This window comes from Peribacillus huizhouensis, assembly GCF_014138605.1.
Lineage (GTDB): Bacteria > Bacillota > Bacilli > Bacillales > DSM-1321 > Peribacillus > Peribacillus huizhouensis.
The window spans coordinates 529410-551918 of the sequence record NZ_JACJHX010000001.1 but is presented as its reverse complement, the minus strand read 5'-3'; the positions used below and the strand labels follow the sequence as shown (position 1 = coordinate 551918).

15 protein-coding genes are annotated in these 22509 nt (G+C 37.6%); 13 read left to right on the top strand and 2 right to left on the bottom strand.

Annotated elements, in window-relative coordinates:
• Positions 1–279: 279 nt before the first annotated feature.
• The 9 genes from hemE (at position 280) to HNP81_RS02495 (ending at position 11922) form a co-directional block, all read left to right on the top strand.
• Complete coding sequence (gene hemE / locus HNP81_RS02535) at positions 280–1317, top strand: uroporphyrinogen decarboxylase (RefSeq protein ID WP_182501443.1); 1038 nt, start codon at positions 280–282, stop codon at positions 1315–1317.
• A gap of 84 nt (positions 1318–1401) precedes the next feature.
• Positions 1402–2337 (top strand): ferrochelatase, encoded by a 936-nt coding sequence (gene hemH / locus HNP81_RS02530; RefSeq protein WP_028393200.1) that lies wholly within the window; start codon positions 1402–1404, stop codon positions 2335–2337.
• 548 nt (positions 2338–2885) lie between these two features.
• Entirely contained in the window at positions 2886–3458 is a 573-nt protein-coding gene (locus HNP81_RS02525) for a TetR/AcrR family transcriptional regulator (RefSeq protein WP_028393199.1), read from the top strand.
• A 76-nt stretch (positions 3459–3534) separates the two neighbouring features.
• Positions 3535–5739 (top strand): YhgE/Pip domain-containing protein, encoded by a 2205-nt coding sequence (locus HNP81_RS02520; protein ID WP_028393198.1) that lies wholly within the window; start codon positions 3535–3537, stop codon positions 5737–5739.
• A 299-nt stretch (positions 5740–6038) separates the two neighbouring features.
• On the top strand, positions 6039–6773 hold the full coding sequence (locus tag HNP81_RS02515; RefSeq protein WP_028393197.1) for an MBL fold metallo-hydrolase: 735 nt from the start codon (positions 6039–6041) through the stop codon (positions 6771–6773).
• Positions 6774–6804: 31 nt separating this feature from the next.
• The gene (lplA, locus tag HNP81_RS02510) at positions 6805–7794 is read left to right on the top strand and encodes a lipoate--protein ligase (protein ID WP_028393196.1); all 990 of its coding nucleotides are present in this window, start codon (positions 6805–6807) and stop codon (positions 7792–7794) included.
• Positions 7795–8531: 737 nt separating this feature from the next.
• Positions 8532–9056, top strand: coding sequence for an HD domain-containing protein (locus HNP81_RS02505; protein ID WP_182501442.1), 525 nt, complete (start codon positions 8532–8534; stop codon positions 9054–9056).
• Positions 9057–9502: 446 nt separating this feature from the next.
• Complete coding sequence (locus tag HNP81_RS02500) at positions 9503–10774, top strand: M48 family metallopeptidase (RefSeq protein ID WP_028393194.1); 1272 nt, start codon at positions 9503–9505, stop codon at positions 10772–10774.
• A 338-nt stretch (positions 10775–11112) separates the two neighbouring features.
• Positions 11113–11922 carry a YitT family protein gene (locus HNP81_RS02495; protein ID WP_028393193.1) on the top strand — a complete coding sequence of 270 codons (810 nt, stop codon included), beginning with the start codon at positions 11113–11115 and terminating at the stop codon, positions 11920–11922.
• Between the two features lie 240 nt (positions 11923–12162).
• On the opposite strand, the gene HNP81_RS02490 is transcribed toward HNP81_RS02495, so the two are convergent.
• Positions 12163–12399, bottom strand: a complete 237-nt coding sequence (locus HNP81_RS02490) for an IDEAL domain-containing protein (protein ID WP_182501441.1) — start codon at positions 12397–12399, stop codon at positions 12163–12165.
• 218 nt (positions 12400–12617) lie between these two features.
• Here HNP81_RS02490 and HNP81_RS02485 point away from each other — a divergent pair, with 218 nt between their 5' ends.
• A complete protein-coding gene (locus HNP81_RS02485; RefSeq protein WP_028393191.1) occupies positions 12618–13196 on the top strand; it encodes a competence protein ComK in 579 nt (192 codons plus the stop codon).
• Positions 13197–13267: 71 nt separating this feature from the next.
• Here HNP81_RS02485 and HNP81_RS02480 read toward each other — a convergent pair whose 3' ends face one another.
• On the bottom strand, positions 13268–13627 hold the full coding sequence (locus tag HNP81_RS02480) for a YhjD family protein (RefSeq protein ID WP_028393190.1): 360 nt from the start codon (positions 13625–13627) through the stop codon (positions 13268–13270).
• 713 nt (positions 13628–14340) lie between these two features.
• Between HNP81_RS02480 and HNP81_RS02475 the strand changes: the two genes are divergently transcribed.
• The 3 genes from HNP81_RS02475 (at position 14341) to addA (ending at position 22440) form a co-directional block, all read left to right on the top strand.
• Positions 14341–14952, top strand: a complete 612-nt coding sequence (locus HNP81_RS02475) for a TVP38/TMEM64 family protein (RefSeq protein WP_028393189.1) — start codon at positions 14341–14343, stop codon at positions 14950–14952.
• Positions 14953–15179: 227 nt separating this feature from the next.
• On the top strand, positions 15180–18680 hold the full coding sequence (addB, locus tag HNP81_RS02470; RefSeq protein ID WP_182501440.1) for a helicase-exonuclease AddAB subunit AddB: 3501 nt from the start codon (positions 15180–15182) through the stop codon (positions 18678–18680).
• On the top strand, positions 18673–22440 hold the full coding sequence (gene addA, locus HNP81_RS02465) for a helicase-exonuclease AddAB subunit AddA (protein WP_182501439.1): 3768 nt from the start codon (positions 18673–18675) through the stop codon (positions 22438–22440). The genes addB and addA overlap by 8 nt, the downstream gene beginning before the upstream one ends.
• Positions 22441–22509: the final 69 nt, after the last annotated feature.

Below are 22509 nucleotides of genomic sequence, written 5' to 3'. Positions count from 1 at the left end.
TCCTTCAAATAAAACATCCAAGAGCGCCTGCTAAAAAGATCAACGATGAAAAAGGTTTCGGTTTTATAAACTGCAACACCTTATGAAGGTGGCGGTGCGGAGCTGATTTTGCGAAGCCCCCACCCCATTTCCACAAAAAAGTCGAATTAGTGACAATGTCAAAGGAGTCCTATACTTCTAGAACGGAATATCATAAAGTAGTAAGCAGTTGCATTTGAAAATAATCTGACTTCTGTTATTCTAATGTTAGGAAGACGATGGTTCGAAAGGTGGATACGAATGGTTAAGATTACAAATGATACTTTTTTAAAGGCTGCCAAAGGGGAAAAGACAGCCCACGTTCCAGTCTGGTATATGCGTCAAGCTGGAAGGTCACAGCCGGAGTATCGTAAAATTAAAGAGAAATATTCCTTATTTGAAATTACTCATCAACCCGAATTATGTGCTTATGTTACACGATTACCGGTGGAACAATATGATGTTGATGCTGCTGTTCTTTATAAAGATATTATGACACCGCTGCCAGCACTTGGTGTTAATGTGGAGATTAAATCCGGAATCGGTCCAGTGATTGATAATCCTATTCGTTCAATTGAAGATGTAGGTAGACTTGGAGAATTAAACCCTGAAAATGATATTGCTTATGTGTTGGATACAATTAAGTTGTTAACGAAAGAACAGTTAACTGTGCCATTAATTGGTTTCTCAGGTGCGCCATTTACAATAGCATCGTATATGATTGAAGGTGGACCATCGAAAAATTACCATAAAACAAAGGCGTTTATGTATACTGAGCCTCAAGCTTGGTTCGCCTTAATGGATAAGCTAGGTGACATGGTCATTACATATGTTAAAGCCCAAATAAATGCAGGTGTAAGCGCAATCCAAATCTTTGATTCCTGGGTAGGTACGTTAAATGTAGAGGATTACCGAAAGTATATAAAACCAATCATGAATCGCATTTTCTCTAGCTTACGTGAAGAAAATGTACCTTTAATCATGCATGGAGTTGGTGCCAGACATTTGGCTTTAGAGTGGCATGACCTCCCGCTTGATGTAGTTGGTTTAGATTGGAGATTACCTATTAGGGAAGCAAGAGAAATGGGTATTCATAAGGCTGTACAAGGAAATCTTGATCCTTCTTACCTTTTAGCGCCATGGGAAGTGATTGAAGATAAAGCGAAGCAAATCCTCGATCAAGGCATGGAGCAACCAGGCTTTATCTTTAATTTAGGGCATGGTGTTTTCCCAGAGGTTGATCCGGAAACACTGAGGAAGTTGACTGCTTTTATACATGAATATTCTTCATGGAAATAAGAACAGTTTAGGGGAGCTTGCGGCTTTATGGTCATAAAGTATATAAAGTAAGACAGTTTAATCTAAGATGAGGTGTTAACGACAATGGCAAGAGTGAAAATGGGTCTTTTAGTAATGGCTTACGGAACTCCGTATAAAGAGGAAGACATTGAACGGTATTATACACATATTCGTCATGGAAGAAAGCCTTCAGAGGAAGCACTTGAAGATCTCCGCGGACGTTATAAAGCAATAGGCGGAATTTCTCCACTTGCCAAAATTACAGAAGGTCAAGCAATAGGGCTACAAAATATGTTGAACGAAGCGCAAAACGAAATTGAATTTAAAGCATATATCGGCTTAAAACATATTGAGCCTTTTATTGAAGATGCAGTACAGCAAATGCATGCTGATGGAATTACAGAAGCTGTAAGCATTGTTCTTGCTCCGCATTTTTCTACGTTCAGTGTAAAATCATATAATGAGCGTGCGAAAAAAGCAGCTGAAGCGCTTGGAAATGTAACGATTACATCTGTTGAAAGCTGGTATAAAGAACCGAAGTTTATTCAATTTTGGGTTGATCAATTAAATGAAACGTTTGCGAAAATGACACCGGCAGAAAAAGATCATTATGTTTTAATTGTTTCGGCTCATAGCCTGCCAGAAAAAATCTTGCAAAATGGTGATCCTTATCCAAAACAATTGGAAGAAACAGCTAAGCTAATCGCTGAAGCAGCAAATGTTAAGAATTATGAAATAGGTTGGCAAAGTGCTGGACAAACACCAGAGCCTTGGCTAGGTCCAGATGTTCAGGACTTAACGAGAGAACTTCACGCTCAAAAAGGCTATAAAGCTTTTATATACATACCAGTCGGTTTTATCGCTGAACATTTAGAAGTTCTTTATGACAATGATTATGAGTGTAAGGTTGTAACCGATGAAGTAGGGGCAAGCTACTATCGTCCCAATATGCCGAATGTAGATCCTGCATTTATTGACGCATTGAAAACGATTATTATGAAAAAATTAAATCTGCAATAAGGTGAAACTTCAATAGTGGGGGTTTTGACTTTCCGTTAATGCGGGATAAAAACATCTATGAGCGCCTGCTCTAAAATCAAAGATGAAAAGGTTCAGGTTCTCAAAATTTCATAACCTTATGAAGGTGGCGGCGCGAAGCCCCGCCCCTTTTCCACAGAAAACAAAGCAAGAGGATGATTCGATAGAGATCGATTCTTATAAGAGGCTGGTCCAAAACGGAAGGCTAGACCCCCATCTATATCGTTTAAATGACATGGAATAAAAACGATGTATAAAGTGAGCGGTCAGGCCTTTGGGACCACCTATCTTAAGGGATGAATGATTTCATGAAATATCCTCTTTTTTGATGATTTCGTGTTGAAATATATACTAAAAACATCATTACTAATTGTCATAAATAGAATATGTAGAGTAAAGGAACTGGTAAAAGTTAATTTTTCTCATTGTAACAATGTACCGTAATAGTCATTGCAATATAAGAATTAATTTGTTAATATGTCATTGTACTTAATGACTAGATTGTTCATTTGGTCAGTTTGGGGTGGGATATGTCAGTTGATCGCAAAAAATTAATTATCGAAGCAGCGACAAAATCTTTTTCACTATTTGGGTATAAAGCTACAACGATGGATCAGGTTGCCAAGATTGCCAATGTAGGTAAGGGGACCATTTATACGTTTTATGCAAATAAGGAGGAATTATTTAAAGAAATTGTTGATAATATGATTGTTGAGATGGAGAAGGAAGCTAACGACGCTATAAATCCTGAGCAACCATTTATGGAAAACCTTCATCTTACACTCTATCGTCTATTAGAATTTAGGCGTGAACATCAATTGATGATAAAATTATTTCAAGAAGAGAGAGAAATAAGAACGCCAGCTGTATTGGAAATAGTTGAGGAAATTGAAAATGCAATTATTTCTTTTATTGCCGAGAAGATTAACATTGCAATCCAGAAAAAGTACATTAAAGATTGTGATCCTGAATTGACAGCATTTCTTATGTTGAAAATGTATATCACTCTTATTGTTGATTGGGAGAGAATACGGAAACCTCTAAGTAAAGAAGAGATAGCGGAATTGTTCGACCTATATTTATTTAAGGGATTATCATTTTAAAATGGATAATCCTCATTTTTTTGGAGAGTGATGACCGAATGAACAAATCGGTCATTATGAATCTAGGAGGCGGTTTATGTTGAAAAGAGAATGGAAGACGATTTTTACAAATCGAAAAATGCTTATTTCTATAGTGGCGATATTATTTATTCCGATTATGTATGGTGGCGTGTTATTATGGGCATTTTGGGATCCGTATCAGCAATTGGACGATCTGCCTGTTGCCATCGTTAATAATGATCAAGGTGCTGAACTTGATGGGAAAACCTATGAAATTGGTAAGGAATTTGTTAAGAATTTAAAGGAAAGTAAGGATTTTAACTATAAATTTGTAGATCATGAAACAGGGTATAATAATTTAAAAGATCAAAAATATTATTTACTTGTTGAAATTCCTGAAAATTTCTCTAAAAATGCAACAACCTTGCTTGATAATAAACCGAAAAAGTTGGAATTAAAATATGTGCCGAATGAAAGCTTTAACTTCTTATCGGCACAAATCGGTGAAACTGCGATACAAAAAATTCAAATGAACCTTCAAGAAAAATTGACCGAAACCTATGCAAAAACGATGTTCGACAGCTTAACAAAAATGGCAGATGGATATCAAACAGCAGATGAAGCAGCAGGGAAACTGTTAACTGGTGTAGCAGATGTAAATAATGGTGCTAAAACACTTGAGGAAAAATTGGCGCTAATAGCTGAGAAACAAGTTGAATTTACTGGTGGTGCGATTAAATTAGAAAGTGGCACTAAAGAGCTCAAAGCAGGAGTTGGAACCCTTACTAATGGGCTTGGTCAGCTTTCAAAGGCTCAAACTCAGCTAGTGGATGGTGCAAAGAAAGCGGAAGATGGTACAAGAAGCTTACAAGTTGGCATTCAACAAGCGCACCAAGGACTTAGCACTATTGTGCAGAAAATGGATGAAGCTATTTCGGGTACAAGTAAACTAAATGAAGGTTCAAATCAAGTGACAAATGGACTTAAGCAGCTTCAAGATGGAGCGAATTCGGCTTATAAAGGAGCGACGGACGTTAAAAATGGCGTAGCCGCTCTGCAAAATCAATTAGCTCCAGTACTTGCATCGCTACCTGAAGAAAACCAAATTGCACTTAAGCAAGCTTTAGAACAATTAACTCAAGGAACAGCTGCTCTCGAAGCTGGTAACGAGAATATTGCTGCTTCAGCAGGGAAACTTGCCGCTGGTTCAGCAAATGTCTCTAGCAATCTAGCAGCATTAACCGAAGGACAAAAGGCTCTTCAAAACGGATTACAGGAGCTAAATAACGGAGCAGCTAAATTAGAAACAGGTACAGATCAGTTGCTTAGTGGACAAATGCAGTTAAGTTCTGGACTAACGACGTTCTCAAGTAAATTGAATGAAGCGAAGGCAGGCGGAGATAAACTTGTCGTTGGAGCTAGTAGCTTAACGAGCGGAGTTAAACAATTAGAGGAAGGTTCGAAAGCATTAGCTGACGGTTCCACAAAATTAGTAGATGGATCAAAGCAACTTGCTAATGGTACAACAGATCTTAAAGAAGGTTCACAAACATTTAAAGATGAACTAAATAAAGCGGCGAATGAATCTGAAGGATTACATCCTACGGAAGAAACGTATAACATGGTTGCCAAACCAGTAACGGTAGATAAAGAAGGGATCAACAAAGTGCCGAACTATGGAACAGGTATTGCTCCATATTTCTTATCACTAGGTTTATTTGTAGGGGCATTAATGCTTTCTATTGTCTTTCCATTAAGAGAACCTGTTGGTATTCCGAAAAATGGATTTACATGGTTCTTAAGTAAATTTGGTGTTATCGTAGCGGTTGGGGTTGCTCAGGCAATACTTGCTTCTGGATTACTCATAATCCTTCTAGGACTTAAAGTGCAGAGTGTACCACTATTCATTTTATTTTCAATCATTACAAGCTTAACATTCATGGCTCTAATCCAATTTCTAGTTACAACAATGGATAACCCAGGGCGTTTTCTAGCAATTATCATTTTGATTTTGCAATTGACAACAAGTGCCGGTACATTCCCGGTGGAATTAATCCCGTCACAGTTGCAATGGTTAAATCATGTATTGCCTATGGCATATTCTGTGCGAGGGTTTAAGGAAGTCATTTCAAGTGGAAACTTCAGTCTAATGTGGACGAATGGCTTTGTTCTGTTAGCGTTCATGGTTAGTTTTCTTGTGCTTACAACTCTTTATTTTGTAGTGAAATATAAAAAAAACTACTCAGAAATGAACGACACAATTCAAGAATTAGAAGCATAAACAAGAAGGTCTAACTTCACACTATATATACGGTTTATTTGTGTCATATAAACCGTATATAATAGGTGTGGGGTTTAGACCTTTTCATTATGGTTCAGCCCGTTCGTGTAAAGGTTTAACTCTAATAGGTAAAAGATGAAAAGTACTGGGGAATACGATATATTTAATATATAAGTATAAGTTTATTCATAGGTTTTGATGCCTACTGTAAGCTACTATCCACTCTAATGTCTAACTTTTTGGTTGAACGAAGCACATGCGTTTCTCTTATTAAAATAATCACAGGAGGGGATTGGAGTATGAAAATTACTGTAATAGGTTGCTGGGGAGGCTATCCGGCTAAAAATGAAGCATCTTCTGGCTATCTTGTAGAATACGAAGATTATAGGGTATTGCTTGATTGTGGTAGTGGTGTTTTGGCTCAGCTTCAAAATCATATGCAGCCAGAAAATTTAGATGCTGTCGTATTGAGTCACTATCATCCGGATCATATTGCAGATATTGGTGTACTTCAGCACGCATTGCTAATCGGAAGCTTCTTAGGGAATCCGAAAAAAACATTGCCAATCTATGGTCATCATTTAGATGAATTAGAATTTAAGAAGCTAACTTATAAAGACATTACAAAAGGGATTGCGTATAAAGAGGACGAGCCTCTTCAAATTGGACCTTTTACTTTTACTTTTTTAAGAACAAAGCATCCTGTCCCTTGCTTTGCCATGAAAATTGAGGTAAATGGCGAATCAATTGTCTATACGGGGGATAGTTCGTATATGGAAGAGTTGTCGATTTTTGCAAAAGGTGCGAAAGTGTTATTATGTGAGAGTAACCTTTATGGACATACAGATGGCCGTCAGGCAGGACATATGACAGCAAGAGAAGCGGGGATGATTGCCCATCTTGCGGAAGCCCATTTACTCATGCTTACTCACTTGCCGCATTATGGAGATTTACAGCAATTGAAAAAAGAAGCAGGAGAAGTATTTAAACGTGAAATTGCCATTGCTAGAGGTGGCATGGAATTTCAATTATAATTTTTCGGGTAACATTAAGGAGGAAGCATTAATGATTTTTGTTGATAATAAAGGGATTAACGATCCCCAAGTGAATCTCGCTATTGAAGAATACATATTGAAAAATCTTGATATAGATGAAACGTATTTATTGTTTTATATCAACGGTCCGTCCATTATTATCGGTAAAAACCAAAATACAATTGAAGAGATCAATACAGAGTATGTCGAAAAGAATGGAATTAAAGTGGTTCGAAGACTTTCAGGTGGTGGTGCTGTCTATCATGATCTTGGAAACTTGAACTTTAGTTTTATTACGAAGGATGACGGTCAAAGCTTCCATGACTTTAAGAAATTTACGGAGCCTGTTGTTAAGGCGCTTGGCAAGCTAGGGATTAACGCAGAAATTAGCGGGAGAAATGATATTTTAGCTGAAGGTAAAAAAATATCCGGTGTTGCCCAATTTAGTACAAGAGGTCGAATGTTTACTCATGGTACGCTTTTGTTTAATTCCGAAATGGACCATATTGTCTCTAGCTTAAAAGTGAAAAAGGACAAGATAGAGTCGAAAGGTATTAAATCGGTTAGAAGCCGTGTAGCCAATATTGCAGAGTTCCTTGAAGAACCTATGACAATCGAAGAATTTCGCTCTCTAATTCTTGAATATATATTTGAAGGAAACGAAACAATTCCTGAGTATGTTTTAACGGAAGAGGATTGGACAAAGATTAATGAAATTTCTAAAGAACGCTACCAAAACTGGGATTGGAATTATGGGAAATCACCAAAGTTCAACTTGCAGCATTCACACCGTTTTCCAGTTGGATCCATTGATATTCGTTTAGAAGTGAATAAAGGGAAAATTGAGAACTGTAAAGTATATGGAGATTTCTTTGGTGTTGGTGATGTAAGTGAAATTGAAGAGAAACTTATGGGGATTCGCTATGAACGGACTGAAATTGAGCGTGTCTTAGCAGATGTAGATGTGAAGCATTATTTTGGTAATGTAACACAAGAAGAAGTAATCAACCTTATTTACTAATAGAAAACCTAAAAAGCCGTCATCTTTCGTTAGTTCGATTTAAGACGGCTTCTAGTTTTCCTAAGAAGTGTTCTGAATTTCCAACTTCATTGAAATAATAAGGCTCTTTTCGTAAAGATTGTTGTTTTTAACAAGTAACAAAGCGGGGGAGAGCGCGTTGAGGAAGACCCCGCAAGTGCAGTACTGACGAGACTCCTGAGGCCGCCCGCTTAAAAGGGAGTACCTGTAACGGAAATCAACCCAGGATAGTAGTGTAAATTTAATTTAAAAGCAACAAAGTATAAGAAAACAGCCAATAATTAATAGCGTACTATGCACGAGTCTTCTTTAGGTTGAATATATAAATGGAATGATTGAATCCCCATATTATAACGGAAGGATTTAGTCTAATTACGATGTATGAAAAAAATATTGCGAAATGTAGTTGGCTTTTGATTTATCTCTTCTTGACTATTTCTTTTAGAAATGAGTTTTATCCCGCATTAATGGTAGTAATCCCCCTAATGATTGAAGTTTTACTTTATGCGCTAAAATGGTTTAGGGCAATCTGGATTTGAAAAATCACGGATCGAAACAGAGGCAAATATTTCATCACTATACCAAAAAATATGACTAAATTATCATCATACCCCTTAACAGTAACAGTATTTTCACTTGATAAATATCTTCATATTCGCTATGATTAAATTTAAAAATTTTAGGTTCGAAAAGGGAGAACAATTGAGAGGAGAGAGCGGATGAGAGATGTGACCCTTCTTGATATATTTCAGCATCATATTACACAGAAATATTTAAACCGCTCTGGATTAGCGCACGCCATTGCTGTTGCATACCATGCCTTCTACTTGGCAAAAGAGCAGAATGTGGATGTCGACATAGCTGCCAAAGCCGGTTTACTTCACGACATGGGACATTTTACATGGTATAGAAACGGAAAGTGGGACTATGACCTTTATAAACAAAATGATATTCATGCAATAAAAGGAGCAGAAAGAGCACATAAGCTACTTATTCGACTTGGAGAAAATCCAATCCAGGCCAAAACCATATCCCTCGCTATTCTATTCCATACTGATTCATTTTTACCTACAAATGACATTGTACGCACGCCGCTTCAGCAAATTGTAAAATGGGCCGATGAGAAAGACGAAGAAGAAGGCGGTCTTCATCATTATCGAAAAATTGACTTTGAACGTGCGAAAAAAAGCATTATTCGTCTTGATGATATGATTGAAAAAGTTAGAAATAAGCCGTCATCCTAAGATAAAGGATGGTGGCTGTTTTGATTGAAAGATTAAAAAGAAACTTTAATAATCCCAGTAATTGATGAAATGTTAGATAGTTTTTAGGCAATGTTAAATAATAGTCTATTATAAAGAGGCTATCCATAAAACTAATCAACGATTTAATATGGCCATTTGTATGAATGACATGGGGACGGGGCTTTGCGACTTACTAGTCTATCCAATCTACTTAGCAGGTTTCCTGATTTTATTGAGAAAGCATCCAAAATTCCAGCTTCGCACCGCCACCATCATGTTAGGCGAGTCTAGTGTATTATGGGATTGTCATTCATGGTAAATGGCGGCGCTTTAACGCCAATTTTGTTTTGGATATTAAACTTACCATTTCAATATAAAGAAATGGTTCTATCTTGTCCGTGATGTACTACACTTAAAGTAGGAAGTTATGAGGAAGGGGCTGAATTATGGTAAGAAAATCGGTATTAACTGCAATCATTTTATTTGGTTTATATGTAGCTGGTATGTATGTGTATATATTTTATGGAGCTCAATCTATAATACCTGAAGTATTAAAAGGGACGGTTGCTGATCCAACTGTTTTTTTGAGTGAAAGGGAATGGATATTGAGTGAAGAGTATTCTAAAATTAGAAATTTCTTGTTTTTTGTGGCGATGCCATTTGATTGGTTATTTTACTTTCTTATTTTGACATTTGGAATTTCCCGAGGAATCGAAAAGTGGTCTTTATCGCAAAGTAAGTGGAAAATTCTTCAAAATGCTATTTATTTATTTTGGTTATCTTTGCTGAGTTATGTGGTTATGTACCCGCTTAATTATTATCGATACACTTTAAGCAAAAGCTATGGAATAAGTACACAGTCTTTTTCTTCATGGATGAAGGATGGACTGATTGGGTTTTGGGTCGATTTCGGGACGATGATTCTTATTGTCTCTGTTTTATATTGGTTAATGAAAAAAAGCGCGAAGAAATGGTGGCTGTATGCTTGGTTATTAACGATTCCTTTTTCATTATTTATCATGTTCATCCAGCCAGTAGTTATCGATCCACTTTATAATGACTTTTATCCGCTAAAAAACAAGGAATTAGAAATAAAGATATTAGAAATGGCAGATAAAGCGAACATTCCAGCAGAACATGTATATGAAGTAAATATGGCGGAAAAAACGAATGCTTTAAATGCATATGTCACGGGAATCGGCTCCAATTCCCGAATAGTTTTATGGGATACGACCCTGAATCGGTTAAATGAACAAGAAATAATTTTTATCATGGCACATGAGATGGGGCACTATGTGGAAAAACATATTTATTTCGGAATTGCAGGATATCTAGTTTTAACGCTTGTTGGCTTATGGTTCACAGCGAAATTGATGAATTATTCCATTAGACGCTGGGGGAAAGTGCTAAATATATCAGAAGTTAGTAGCATTCGTTCATTCCCGTTATTTTTATTGATTACTTCTGTTTTATTGTTCGCTTCCAGTCCTTTATCAAATTTTGTGTCAAGGTATCAAGAAAGTCGCGCAGACCGTTATGCGATTGAAATGACTCAAGATAAAGAAGCTGCAGTCAGTTCCTTTCAGGAGCTGACGAGAGCTGGGTTAAGTCAAGTGAATCCTCCCTTGCTTGTAAAATGGTTTCGCTACACACATCCTTCCATGTTAGAGAGAATTTCAACGCTTGACCGTTATGAGACGAGTAATCTGAACGAATGATGGTGTCAAAAAGGGACTGATCTCGCACTCTTTTCACAGTATATAGTAGTAAAATAGTGACTAAAATCTGTATATAGTTGTTGTGGGTCTGACCCTTTTGTTATGGGGCAGCCCTATTTGTTTGACTGATCAGCGACAGTTTTTTCTTATCTTGTCTAACTTAAAAAAATTTCCTATATAATCTGAAAAAACTTTTATATTATTTTTCCTTTATTTCTCTATTATAATAATCACAAGTAGAAAAAATATCTAGGCTGATCAGTCATTCCTGTAAACAGAGGAGTCTTTTTAGGATAGAAATGATCAGAAAATGTCACTGGTTTAAAGGGAGAGTAGTTATGCGCAATATTTTGACCATAATAGTTGGTTCCATCATTGTGGGAGTTGCTTACAATTTATTTTTGATTCCCCATCAAATATTAAGCAGTGGACTTAGCGGGATTGCGATTATGCTTGGGATCATTACCCCCTTCAATACTGGAATTTTGAACTTCGCGCTTAATTTGCCTTTATTAATTTTCGGAGTTATGAAATTAGGTAAACGTTTTATTGGGTATACAATTTTGTCAGTCATCGTTCTTTCTGTTACTTTGTATGTGGTTCCTGTTCAAGCAATTTCAAATGAAGCGATTCTGTCATCGCTGTTCGGCGGTGTTATTACTGGAATTGGGATAGGAATTATTTTTCGGGCATCCGGGTCTTCGGGTGGCTTTGATATTATTGCGATGCTGCTTACAAAGAAGAGAGATTTTCCACTAGGAGCCTTAATCTCCGCAATGAATGCTGTTGTTGTTATCGCCTCTGGTTTTGTGTTTGGTTGGGATGCGGCTCTTCATACGCTCGTTGCAATTTATGCAACAGGGAAGATCATCGATACGATTCATACGAACCATATTAAATTAACTTTGATGATTATTACAAATAAGGGTGATGAGATGAAGGAGAAACTGCTCGCTAATCTTTATCGAGGGATTACTGTAATGGATGGTAAGGGTGCATATACTGGGGAAGATCGAAAAGTTCTTATGACTGTGATTACTCGCTACCAGTTAACAGATGTTAAGTTGATGATTAATGAGATCGATTCGAATGCGTTTGTTAATATTACGGAAACGACTGAGGTAATGGGCATGTTCGACAGAGGATGATAGCAGAAAAGTGAAGTTTCATAAAGGTCTGACCGTCCACTCTTCAAACACGAATTTTTTACTGTATGAAGAGTGGCCGGGTCAGACCTTTTTCTTTTTAGGTAACTTTTATTTAGGTTCTAGAGAAAATTGTTTCCTTTTGTGTCTCATTAAGCTAGCCACTGAGTCAAAGAACGATCTCAATTGAATGTCAACAAGGTGTCTGTGTTTCTAGTTAAGGACTGAAAACGTTTATTAATATTAAGTACCAAACATTTCTATAACTTTGTTTAATTCATTGCTCAATTGTAGAAATAAAGGCTTATTCCTCTCATCAAGTGCTTGGTCGATTTGCTGTTCAAGCTGTGTTCTTTTGCTAATGAGTATAGATTCGTGAATAATCATCTCAATGAATGTATCCTGCAGTGTAGCGTCCTGATTTTTCTTGTTGGCCAAATAAGACTTTACTAATTCTGAAGGTAATTTTTCATTTTTCATGAAGATCCACTCCTGACCTTTTTTTTATTATATGGAATCATCAGGATAAAAATCAATAATAATTTTTAAATTTTCAAAAATATTTAAAAAATCATCAAATGTATACAATTTGTAAATTTGTTACAAGATTGATAAATTGACTAAAAATGGGTATATTTTACTATTTTTAAATGATATTATTGGTTCCGAACGATTTAACAAGGAAGGGGAAATGAAGAATGACAAAATCGAAACAAGTATTGATTGAAAATTATGAAATTAACCCATTTACATGTTTCATTAAACCAATAGTATACGGTAGCAAAATCTATTCGCAAGCTATCGAAAAAAATGGTGAATTTATCTCGCCGTTTAAACCTTTAGTCATTATTAAGAAAAGCTGTGAATACTTTGGCAGCAGCTATGAAGGCAGGAGAGGCGGAACACGACGATTAATTGGCGCGACACATAAAGCGCCAATCATCATAGATCAGACAAATCCTATTTTCTTTTTTCCAACTACTTCACCGTTAATTGATGATTGCATTTGGATTGCGTATCACCATGTAATAGATTTCAAAGAAAAAGACAATGGGATGGTACAAGTATATTTTCATAACAACATCACCTTAGAGGTGAATATGTCAATTGGTTCATTCACGAATCAAATGCAAAGAACTGCCATGCTAGAGTCCAAGATTATTAAAATAAATAAAGAGATAGGGAAGATGGCTTATGGTTTGCACAGTTTACATAATAATATGGAAGCTTCAGAGGCTCTTCGTAGTTATTCAGCTGAAAAAAGAGCTAAAGATTGAGAGAAGGAACGGGGACATGATGAATCTGTATGTTTCTTTATGTCTCCACAGATAAGATATGAAAGGGACATTTAGGTAAATACTTCTTTGAAATAGCTTCGCAATAATTCTTCTACTTTATTTCTTAAACGTGGATTGAAATAATTATGATGCTCTTCATATCCTTTGTATAAAAAGCAATACATCGTAAATTCCTGATCTCTCTTTAGCTCGCTAACCTTAATATTTTCTTTTCTTAAGTATTTTCTAACTTGAACCAAATCGGATTGAACCAAATTCAATGCTGCTTCGACCATCTCTAAGTAAGGCCTTTTCATCTTAAGAGAACTTCCCTCAATTATTTGTAAATCACGGTTGAAAATCGTAACGACCATAGGAAGATAGAGTGCTTTTTCAATGATAGTACGGTCGTATTCTGGAATTCGAGTCATTATCATCCCTCTTTCTGACAATACTCATGTGAAGTTTTTGAGAACGTTTGTTCTGTTTTGTTAATAATAATGGAAAATGCATCAATAATCAAGTTAAAATTAAAGGAAAATGTGAATGGATGATTATCAACTGCTCAGTGGGGAAATATGAAAATGAGATGAATTTCAGATTGTCTTAAATCATTTATTTGTTGCACAAAATAGCGTTTTAATTTATGTTGAAAAGTATGTGAATAATTAGGAAACTTCACATTAATCGAACATGCGGATGACTCATAGTGAAGGTCAGGTGCTATGGGAAGTCTCCATGTTTATCACATAGGAAGTGAATTAAAGGGCGAAAATGCATTCATCTATACTGACTACTCCACGATATAAAGTGAAACTTCAATCAGTGGGGGCTTCATCCCCCGCTGATTGTTAGTCCCGTTCTAGTGTCGCTAAATCTTCGATAAAGCGGCACTACGAACTAAGGTTAATTGTTTCACAGGCTAAGTACGCCGCGTCCTTATGGCTTCGTCTGTGGGCCTCAACTAAACCGCTGAAGATCAAGCGGTAAGTGTCACTGTATTTTACCAATCGTGCTTTTATGGGCAGGTTATCTCCACTACGCTTCTACAATTCCTCTAAGCCTTGAGGTGGGGGGATTGCCTGTTAATGCTGTATTAAGTAAGAGATAGCGCATTAGATTTTTTGACATTGAGGAGATTGAAATGGATTTGGAGTATATTCGTAATTGGTTTACATTAGAAAATATATTGGAATTAATTGAACAGTATCGTTCGTTCGGACCTTTGCCAGGAATCTTTTTACCGATGATTGAGTCTTTCCTTCCTTTTTTACCGCTCTTCGTATTTGTGTTTGCAAACGCAAGTGCATTTGGACTATGGCTCGGATTTATGTATTCATGGATTGGGGCTGTTACGGGATCGCTACTTGTCTTTTTCTTATTTCGCCATTATGGGCACCGAAGGCTATTGAAGTTTCTTCAAAAAAATAAACAGATTAAAAAACTTATGCATTGGGTAGAGAGACATGGATTCGGCCCGCTCTTTCTTCTTCTTTGTTTTCCATTTACTCCATCTGCCCTTGTGAATATTGTAGCTGGACTTTCAAATATTAGACCGATGCCTTATGCACTTGCATTATTAGGTGGTAAAATGGTCATGATTTTTACGATTAGTTTTATAGGGTATGATATAAGATCATTATTCCATGAGCCCTTACGTACGGCGATCGTCATCATTATTATCTTTGTTTTATGGCTTGTTGGGAAAAGAATAGAAGCAAGGTTAAACAGGAAGATGAGTAGGGAAAATGAGTGATGGTAGTGGAACAAAAACCTTAAAATGTGGGAATATGCTTGTCTTTCACATACATACGTATGATTGATTAAAACGCTGCTTTACCAATCATTGAACAAGAAAAATTATTGATTTCATAGTATAATAAGTAAAAAGGCATTGGGGATCCAATGTCTTTTTTTGATACGAAACTTGATATAAAGACCGAAAAGATATAGAGGATATATTCTAGAAAAGGGGGCAAGGTAATGGCGCTGCGATTTATTACTGGACGATCGGGATCGGGAAAGACGGCAAAGGTGCTGAATGAAATACGTGATAGACTTTGGGAAGACCCAGCTGGAAAACCGATTATTTATTTAGTTCCGGATCAAATGACATTTCTGTCTGAATATAAATTAATTAAAACACCGAATCTAGAGGGAATGATGCGAGCACAGGTATTCAGCTTTAGCCGTTTAGCGTGGCGAATCCTCCAGGAAACAGGTGGGGGCAACAGGCACCATCTGGATAGTGTCGGAGTGAACATGCTCATCCGCAAAATTATGGAAGGAAAAAAGGATGAGTTAAAGATGTTTCGTCGTTCAGCGGACAAGCCTGGTTTCGTAATGCAAATGGAAGAAATGTTGGCTGAGTTTAAACGCTATTGTCTCAATCCTAAAGATATCAATGAATTTAGAGAGTATTCTTTACAACAATCATCAGATGCCGTTCGTGATAAACTACATGATTTAGAGTTGATTTATCAAGCATTTGAAGATGAATTGGTAGGTAAGTATTTGGATTCGGAGGATTACTTTCGTTTATTAATTGAAAAATTAGCTCAATCAAGTTATATAGCAGAAGCTTCGATATATATAGACGGTTTTTATAGTTTAACGCCCCAGGAATTGCAAATTGTAGAAGGATTATTGAAGCTAAGTAAGGATGTAACTGTTGTATTAACGCTCGATCAGCCGTATAGGGTATCCCCACCTGATGGGTTGAATCTTTTCAGGCAGACTGGTCAGACCTACTTCAATATTTATCAAAGGGCAGTGGCTTTAGGAGTTATTGTTGAGAATGATGAACATTTAGAGAGTGCGCCCCGTTTTAAAGGAAACCCAGGATTGGCGCATCTTGAAGCCAATCTTACTGTGCGTCCAGCACATGAGTTTAACGAGGATACGAGCGTCACAGTCGTACAGGCGTTGAATCGAAGAGCAGAAGTAGAAGGAGTTGCTCGGACAATCTTGCGGCTTGTTCGTGACGGAAATCACCGCTTTCGGGATGTGGCTATATTGGTCCGAAACGGCGAATCCTATCATGATCTGATAAACACGGTTTTTTTGGATTATCAGATTCCTGTTTTTATCGATACAAAAAGAACAATGTTGAATCATCCGTTAATTGAACTTATTCGCTCTACTTTAGAGATTTTGAATACGAATTGGCGTTATGAACCAGTATTCAGAGCCATTAAAACTGAACTTCTGCATCCAATCGGCCTGAACACTGAAAGTATGCGTGAAAAGGTAGACCGTTTGGAAAACTATGTACTCTCTCGTGGAATCAAAGGGAATCGATGGTATTCGAAGGACCCGTGGATCTATAGAAGAATAAGAGGGTTGGAGCTAGAGGAAGGACGCCAGACTAACCAGGAAAAGCAATTGGAAGATGAACTTAACGAACTAAAGGAACTTTTTAATTCTGCCATTTTACGTTTATCCAAACGCTTAAAGCGTGCCCAAACAGGCCAGGAAATGTGCGAATCGCTGTATTTATACTTAGAAGAACTGCACATTCCAGAAAAGTTGGAAAAGTTGAAGGTTGAAGCAGAAGAGAGAGATGATCTGATCAGTGCAAGAGAACATGAACAAGCTTGGGATGCGATTGTTAATCTGCTTGATCAATTCGTAGAATTACTCAGCGAAGAGAAAATGACACTAAAGCAGTTCTCAACCATAATGGAAAGCGGTTTTGAAACATTAAAATTCTCCCTCGTTCCACCAGCAATTGACCAAGTGCTTGTCGCAAGCCTTGACTTATCAAGGCTAGATGACATTCGTACTGCATTTGTCATGGGGCTAAATGAAGGTGTTTTACCAGGTAAGGCTGGCAAGGATGGGATTTTATCAGACCAGGATCGTGAAAACCTAGCTGTTAACGGATTTGAGCTTGCACCAAGTTCAAAGCTACGTTTATTAGATGAGGAGTTTATAGCGTATAAAGCTTTTGCAACACCATCAGAATCACTCTATTTAACGTACCCACTCGCAGATGAAGAAGGGAAAGCACTGCTTCCTTCTTCTTATATTAAGCGGGTAAAGGATGTACTTCCGAAAATGCAAGAAGCGGTGTTCATGAATGATCCGTCAGACTTGGATGCAAGTGAGCAAGCAGAATATGCTGCGAATTACGATGTGGCTTTGTCTTATTTAACGGCGCAGCTCCAGCTTAAAAAGAGGAATTATCCAGTTCATCCTGTATGGTGGGATGTTTATAATGCCTACATGGATCATGAAAGGATGAGGCCAGAAGCAGTTCGAGTACTGTCGAGTTTATTTTATCAAAATAAGACGAAAAGAATATCTGCAGAAACGAGCAAAAAAATCTATGGAGAAAACATTTTAGCCAGTGTGTCTCGGATGGAATTATTCAATAGCTGCGCGTTTGCTCATTATGCTGCCCATGGATTAAAACTAAAAGAGCGTAAGATTTTTCGTTTGGATGCTCCTGACATTGGTGAAATGTTTCATGGCGCGTTAAAAATAATCTCGGATTATTTATATGAACGAAACATATCCTGGTCATCTTTAACAAAGGAACAATGTTTGATGCTTGCAAGAAAGGCTGTTGAACGGCTCGCACCGAAGTTACAAAACCAAATCTTATTGAGCAGTAACAGACACCATTATTTAAAGAGAAAGTTAGAACAGGTAATTGGGCGAGCTTCCATCGTCCTAAGTGAGCAAGCAAAGCAAAGTGGCTTTGTACCAGTAGGGTTAGAGCTAGGATTTGGAAAAAATGGTCAGTTACCACCGCTTTCATTTGAGTTGAAAGATGGAACAAAGATGGAATTAGTTGGCCGGATTGATCGGATTGATAAAGCAGAAGAAAATGATAGTGTTTATTTGCGAGTGTTAGATTATAAATCCAGTGAGAAGGATTTAAATTTAAGTGAAGTGTATTACGGATTAGCCCTGCAGATGCTCACATATTTAGATATCGTGATTACTCATTCAAATACTTTGGTTGGAAAAGATGCATTGCCTGCTGGCGTACTTTATTTTCATGTTCATAACCCGGTTGTAAAAAGCAAGGGGATGGTCGAGCTTTCGGTACTTGAGCAAGAAATATTTAAAAGTTTTAAAATGAAGGGTCTGCTTTTAGGTGATCCAGACGTTGTTCAATTAATGGATCAATCATTGGAACAGGGTGTTCTAAGCAACTCAAATATGATTCCAGCTGGTTTAAAAAAGGATGGAACATTGCAAGCTAAATCTAAGATTGCAAGTCAGGAAGAGTTTTCGCTCTTGCAAAATCACATCCGACATTTGTATCAAGAAGCGGGAAATGAAATTGTTGGAGGTAACGTAGAGATTAATCCTTATAAACTTAAGGATAAAGTTCCTTGTACGTTTTGTACATTTAAGTCCGTATGCCAATTTGACCAATCCACGGAGGATAATGAATATCGATTATTGTCTGCAAATAAACAAGATGAAGTATTGAATGTATTAAGAAGGGAGGTTCCGACACATGAGTAAGACGAATATCCCAGTAAAGCCTGATCATGTTACATGGACTGATGACCAGTGGAAAGCGATCTGGGCAACAGATCAGGATATACTCGTGGCTGCTGCTGCTGGGTCGGGAAAAACAGCCGTTCTGGTGACTCGTATTATTGAAAAGATTCTATCTGAAAATAATCCAATTAACGTAGATGAACTATTGGTCGTTACCTTTACGAATGCCTCAGCTGCAGAAATGAAGCATCGAATTGGTGCAGCATTGGAGAAGTCAATTTCAGATAACCCAAAATCACAGCATTTACGAAAGCAACTGAGTTTAATCAATCGTGCTTCAATCTCGACCCTCCATTCTTTTTGTTTAGAAGTGATTCGGAAGTATTATTATTTAACAGATATTGATCCTGGGTTTCGGATTGCAGATTCTACAGAAGCCGAACTGCTTCGCGATGAAGTGATGGAAGAATTGCTTGAGGAACACTATGGTCAAAGTAATGAGAATTTTTTTAGATTGGTGGATGCATTTACTAGTGATCGTAACGATGCAGCTCTACAGCAGATTATCCGTTCGCTTCACAATTTTTCCCAATCATACCCAGACCCTGAATCATGGTTACAACAAGCAGCAACAATGTATAACATCACCGAAGATGCAGAGATTGAAGATCTGCCATTTTGGGACTCATTAAAGTTTGATATCACTATGCAGCTTCAATCGGCTCGGGATTTATTGGAGCAGGCGCTTGAGTTGACAAAATTGCCAAGCGGTCCCGCGCCAAGAGCCGAAAATCTGTTGGATGATTTAAGGATTGTAGAACGATTAGAAAAAGCCAATGCAGAGTCATGGAAAAAAATGTATGAAAGTATGCAAACTTGGAAGTTTACAACGGCGAAGAGATGCTCGGGAGATGCGTTCGATAAAGATCTTGTTGAGCTGGCTACTAAGCATCGGAATAAAGCAAAGAAAATTCTTGAAACAGTCAAGGGTGAGTTATTTTTGCGAAAGCCTGAGCATTATCTGCAAGACATCCGAGAATTAAAAGGGTATGTCGAAACATTGGTTGTGCTTGTCAATCAGTTCAATGCGCGGTTCAGGATAGCAAAAGCAGAAAAGAACATCGTTGATTTTTCCGATTTGGAGCATTATTGCTTAGCCATTTTAACGGAAAAAGTGGAAGGTTATAACCGCACGCCATCCCAAGCGGCATTGGAGTACCGTCAGCAATTTAAGGAAGTATTAGTCGATGAGTACCAGGATGTCAATTTTGTACAGGAATCGATTTTGAAACTGGTTACAGCTGATGGGGAGAACACGGGGAACATGTTTATGGTAGGTGATGTCAAGCAATCCATTTATCGTTTTCGCTTAGCAGAGCCGAATCTTTTTCTTGGTAAATACAAGCGATTTACCCGTGATGGGGATGAAACAGGATTACGAATTGATTTGAATCGTAATTTCAGAAGTCGTAAAGAAGTACTAGATGGAACCAATTACTTATTCAAACGGTTGATGGGAGTACTCGTTGGTGAAATTGAATATGATGAACAAGCCGAATTGAAAAAAGGAGCAGATTATCCGGAGGATTCCGAATATCCGATTGAATTATATTTAATTGATGGTGCTAGTCCAGAGGAAGCAAGCTATAAAGGAGAAGAAAGTAACGGAGAAAATGTCGAAGGTTTTGAAGAGGATGAATTGGAAAATGCACAGCTTGAAGCAAGGATGATGGCAAAGCTTATACAAAAAGCAATATCTGAAAAACAGCAAATTTACGATAGCAAAACAGGATCATATCGTTCTGCAACGTATCGTGATATTGTCGTCCTACTGCGTTCTATGCCATGGGCACCACAAATTATGGAGGAATTCAAGAAACAAGGAATTCCAGTGTATGCAAATTTATCGAGCGGCTATTTCGAGGCAACTGAAGTGGCCATAATGCTTTCACTGCTGAAGACAATTGATAATCCACAGCAAGATATTCCGCTCGTATCTGTATTACGCTCACCAATCGTCGGCTTAAATGAAGAAGAGCTTGCACAGGTGAGATTATTCAATTCAGGCAGCTATTATGATGCATTGGCAGATTTTTACCGGAAAGCCGATCATAATCTATATCCTGATGTTTATGAAAAAGTTTCTCTGTTTTATCGAAACTTAACCAAATGGCGGAAAATGGCTCAGCAAGTATCTTTGTCTGATTTAATATGGCAACTGTATGGTGGAACGAGATTTTATGACTTTGTTGGTGGAATGCCGGGAGGGAAGCAACGGCAGGCGAATTTACGTGCCTTATATGACCGTGCAAGACAATATGAAACAAGCTCGTTTAGAGGATTATTCCGCTTTCTGCGATTTATAGATCGAATGCAGGAGCGCGGAGATGATCTTGGGGCGGCTCGTGCACTCGGGGAGCAGGAAGATGTGGTTCGCTTAATGACGATCCATTCATCGAAAGGATTGGAGTTTCCACTCGTATTTATTGCGGGGCTTTCCAAACAATTCAACATGATGGATCTTCGTAAGTCTTATTTGCTAGATAAAGAGTATGGTTTTGCTAGTGACTATGTGAACCCAGAGCTGAGAATTTCCTATCCTTCTCTTCCGCAAATTGCATTCAAGAAAAAGAAACAGCTTGAAATGATTGCAGAAGAAATGCGTGTATTATACGTAGCGATGACTCGCGCTAAAGAAAAGTTATATCTAATCGGAACGCTGAAGGATCTTCGGAAAAGTGCTTCAAAATGGATCGGCGACGCAAGCGGTTCAGAGTGGCTGCTTAAAGATTATGTTCGTGCTAATGCTCGTAGCTATATGGACTGGATAGGGCCTGCTTTAATACATCACCGAAGTAGTACTCCTTTCTTGGAGAGCATGGGCTATGCCTTAGACCATGATAATAATAAAGCGAATCATCCATCACATTGGATCTTGACAACGATACAAAGAGAACAGCTTCAATTACAAGAAGAGGAAACTGAAAACGTGATGGAAAATTGGCTCGGCCATGTTAAGAACGCTGAGAAAATTGAAATAAAATCAGAATATCACGACAAAATTATGTCTCAACTTGAATGGACATATCCTGAAAGAGATGCTAGTGTAAACCGTTCGAAACAATCTGTTTCGGAGTTGAAACGACAGCTTGAAATTCGGGATGAGCAAAGTTCTACAGAACTATTGCGTAAATTTAAACGGCCGATATCTAATCGACCTGCCTTTATGCAGGAAAAATCATTAACACCTGCTGAAAAAGGGACAATCACCCACTTGGTGATGCAACATATTCGCGTAAAAGAACCGGTAACGATTGAATCCGTTGAGCAATTATTGAACGAGCTAATCAGAAAAGAGTTGTTAACGGAAGAACAGAAGAACGCAGTTAACATCGAGGTAATTCTCTCATTCTTTGATACTGAAATTGGCCAGAGAATGCAAAGTGCTACTGTTATTCGCAGGGAAGTTCCGTTTACATTGGCGATACCAGCAAGTGAAGCGTACTCTCATTGGCATGGAGAAGAAGAAACTGTTCTTCTTCAAGGTGTAATTGACTGTATAATTGAAGATGAAGACGGGCTTGTTTTATTAGACTATAAAACAGATGGCATTACGGGTCGTTTCCATAATGGATTTGAAGGTGCAAAAGAAATATTAGCTGACCGTTATCGGATTCAACTGCAATGGTATACGCGCGCAATTGAAGGGATATTGAAGAAGAAAGTGAATCATCGCTATTTATTCTTCTTTGATGGCGGACATTTGTTAGAAATAGAATAGATTAATGAATGAATGGAAAAGGGGTCGGACCTTGAACTCTATACACAGTAATGTTGCATTTACTTATTT

Excerpts from the sequence above, each read along its gene's own strand:
- hemE (WP_182501443.1), top strand. The coding sequence starts at position 280 with ATGGTTAAGATTACAAATGATACTTTTTTAAAGGCTGCCAAAGGGGAA.
- hemH (WP_028393200.1), top strand. The coding sequence starts at position 1,402 with ATGGCAAGAGTGAAAATGGGTCTTTTAGTAATGGCTTACGGAACTCCG.
- HNP81_RS02525 (WP_028393199.1), top strand. The coding sequence starts at position 2,886 with ATGTCAGTTGATCGCAAAAAATTAATTATCGAAGCAGCGACAAAATCT.
- HNP81_RS02520 (WP_028393198.1), top strand. The coding sequence starts at position 3,535 with ATGTTGAAAAGAGAATGGAAGACGATTTTTACAAATCGAAAAATGCTT.
- HNP81_RS02515 (WP_028393197.1), top strand. The coding sequence starts at position 6,039 with ATGAAAATTACTGTAATAGGTTGCTGGGGAGGCTATCCGGCTAAAAAT.
- lplA (WP_028393196.1), top strand. The coding sequence starts at position 6,805 with ATGATTTTTGTTGATAATAAAGGGATTAACGATCCCCAAGTGAATCTC.
- HNP81_RS02505 (WP_182501442.1), top strand. The coding sequence starts at position 8,532 with ATGAGAGATGTGACCCTTCTTGATATATTTCAGCATCATATTACACAG.
- HNP81_RS02500 (WP_028393194.1), top strand. The coding sequence starts at position 9,503 with ATGGTAAGAAAATCGGTATTAACTGCAATCATTTTATTTGGTTTATAT.
- HNP81_RS02495 (WP_028393193.1), top strand. The coding sequence starts at position 11,113 with ATGCGCAATATTTTGACCATAATAGTTGGTTCCATCATTGTGGGAGTT.
- HNP81_RS02490 (WP_182501441.1), bottom strand. The coding sequence starts at position 12,399 with ATGAAAAATGAAAAATTACCTTCAGAATTAGTAAAGTCTTATTTGGCC.
- HNP81_RS02485 (WP_028393191.1), top strand. The coding sequence starts at position 12,618 with ATGACAAAATCGAAACAAGTATTGATTGAAAATTATGAAATTAACCCA.
- HNP81_RS02480 (WP_028393190.1), bottom strand. The coding sequence starts at position 13,627 with ATGACTCGAATTCCAGAATACGACCGTACTATCATTGAAAAAGCACTC.
- HNP81_RS02475 (WP_028393189.1), top strand. The coding sequence starts at position 14,341 with ATGGATTTGGAGTATATTCGTAATTGGTTTACATTAGAAAATATATTG.
- addB (WP_182501440.1), top strand. The coding sequence starts at position 15,180 with ATGGCGCTGCGATTTATTACTGGACGATCGGGATCGGGAAAGACGGCA.
- addA (WP_182501439.1), top strand. The coding sequence starts at position 18,673 with ATGAGTAAGACGAATATCCCAGTAAAGCCTGATCATGTTACATGGACT.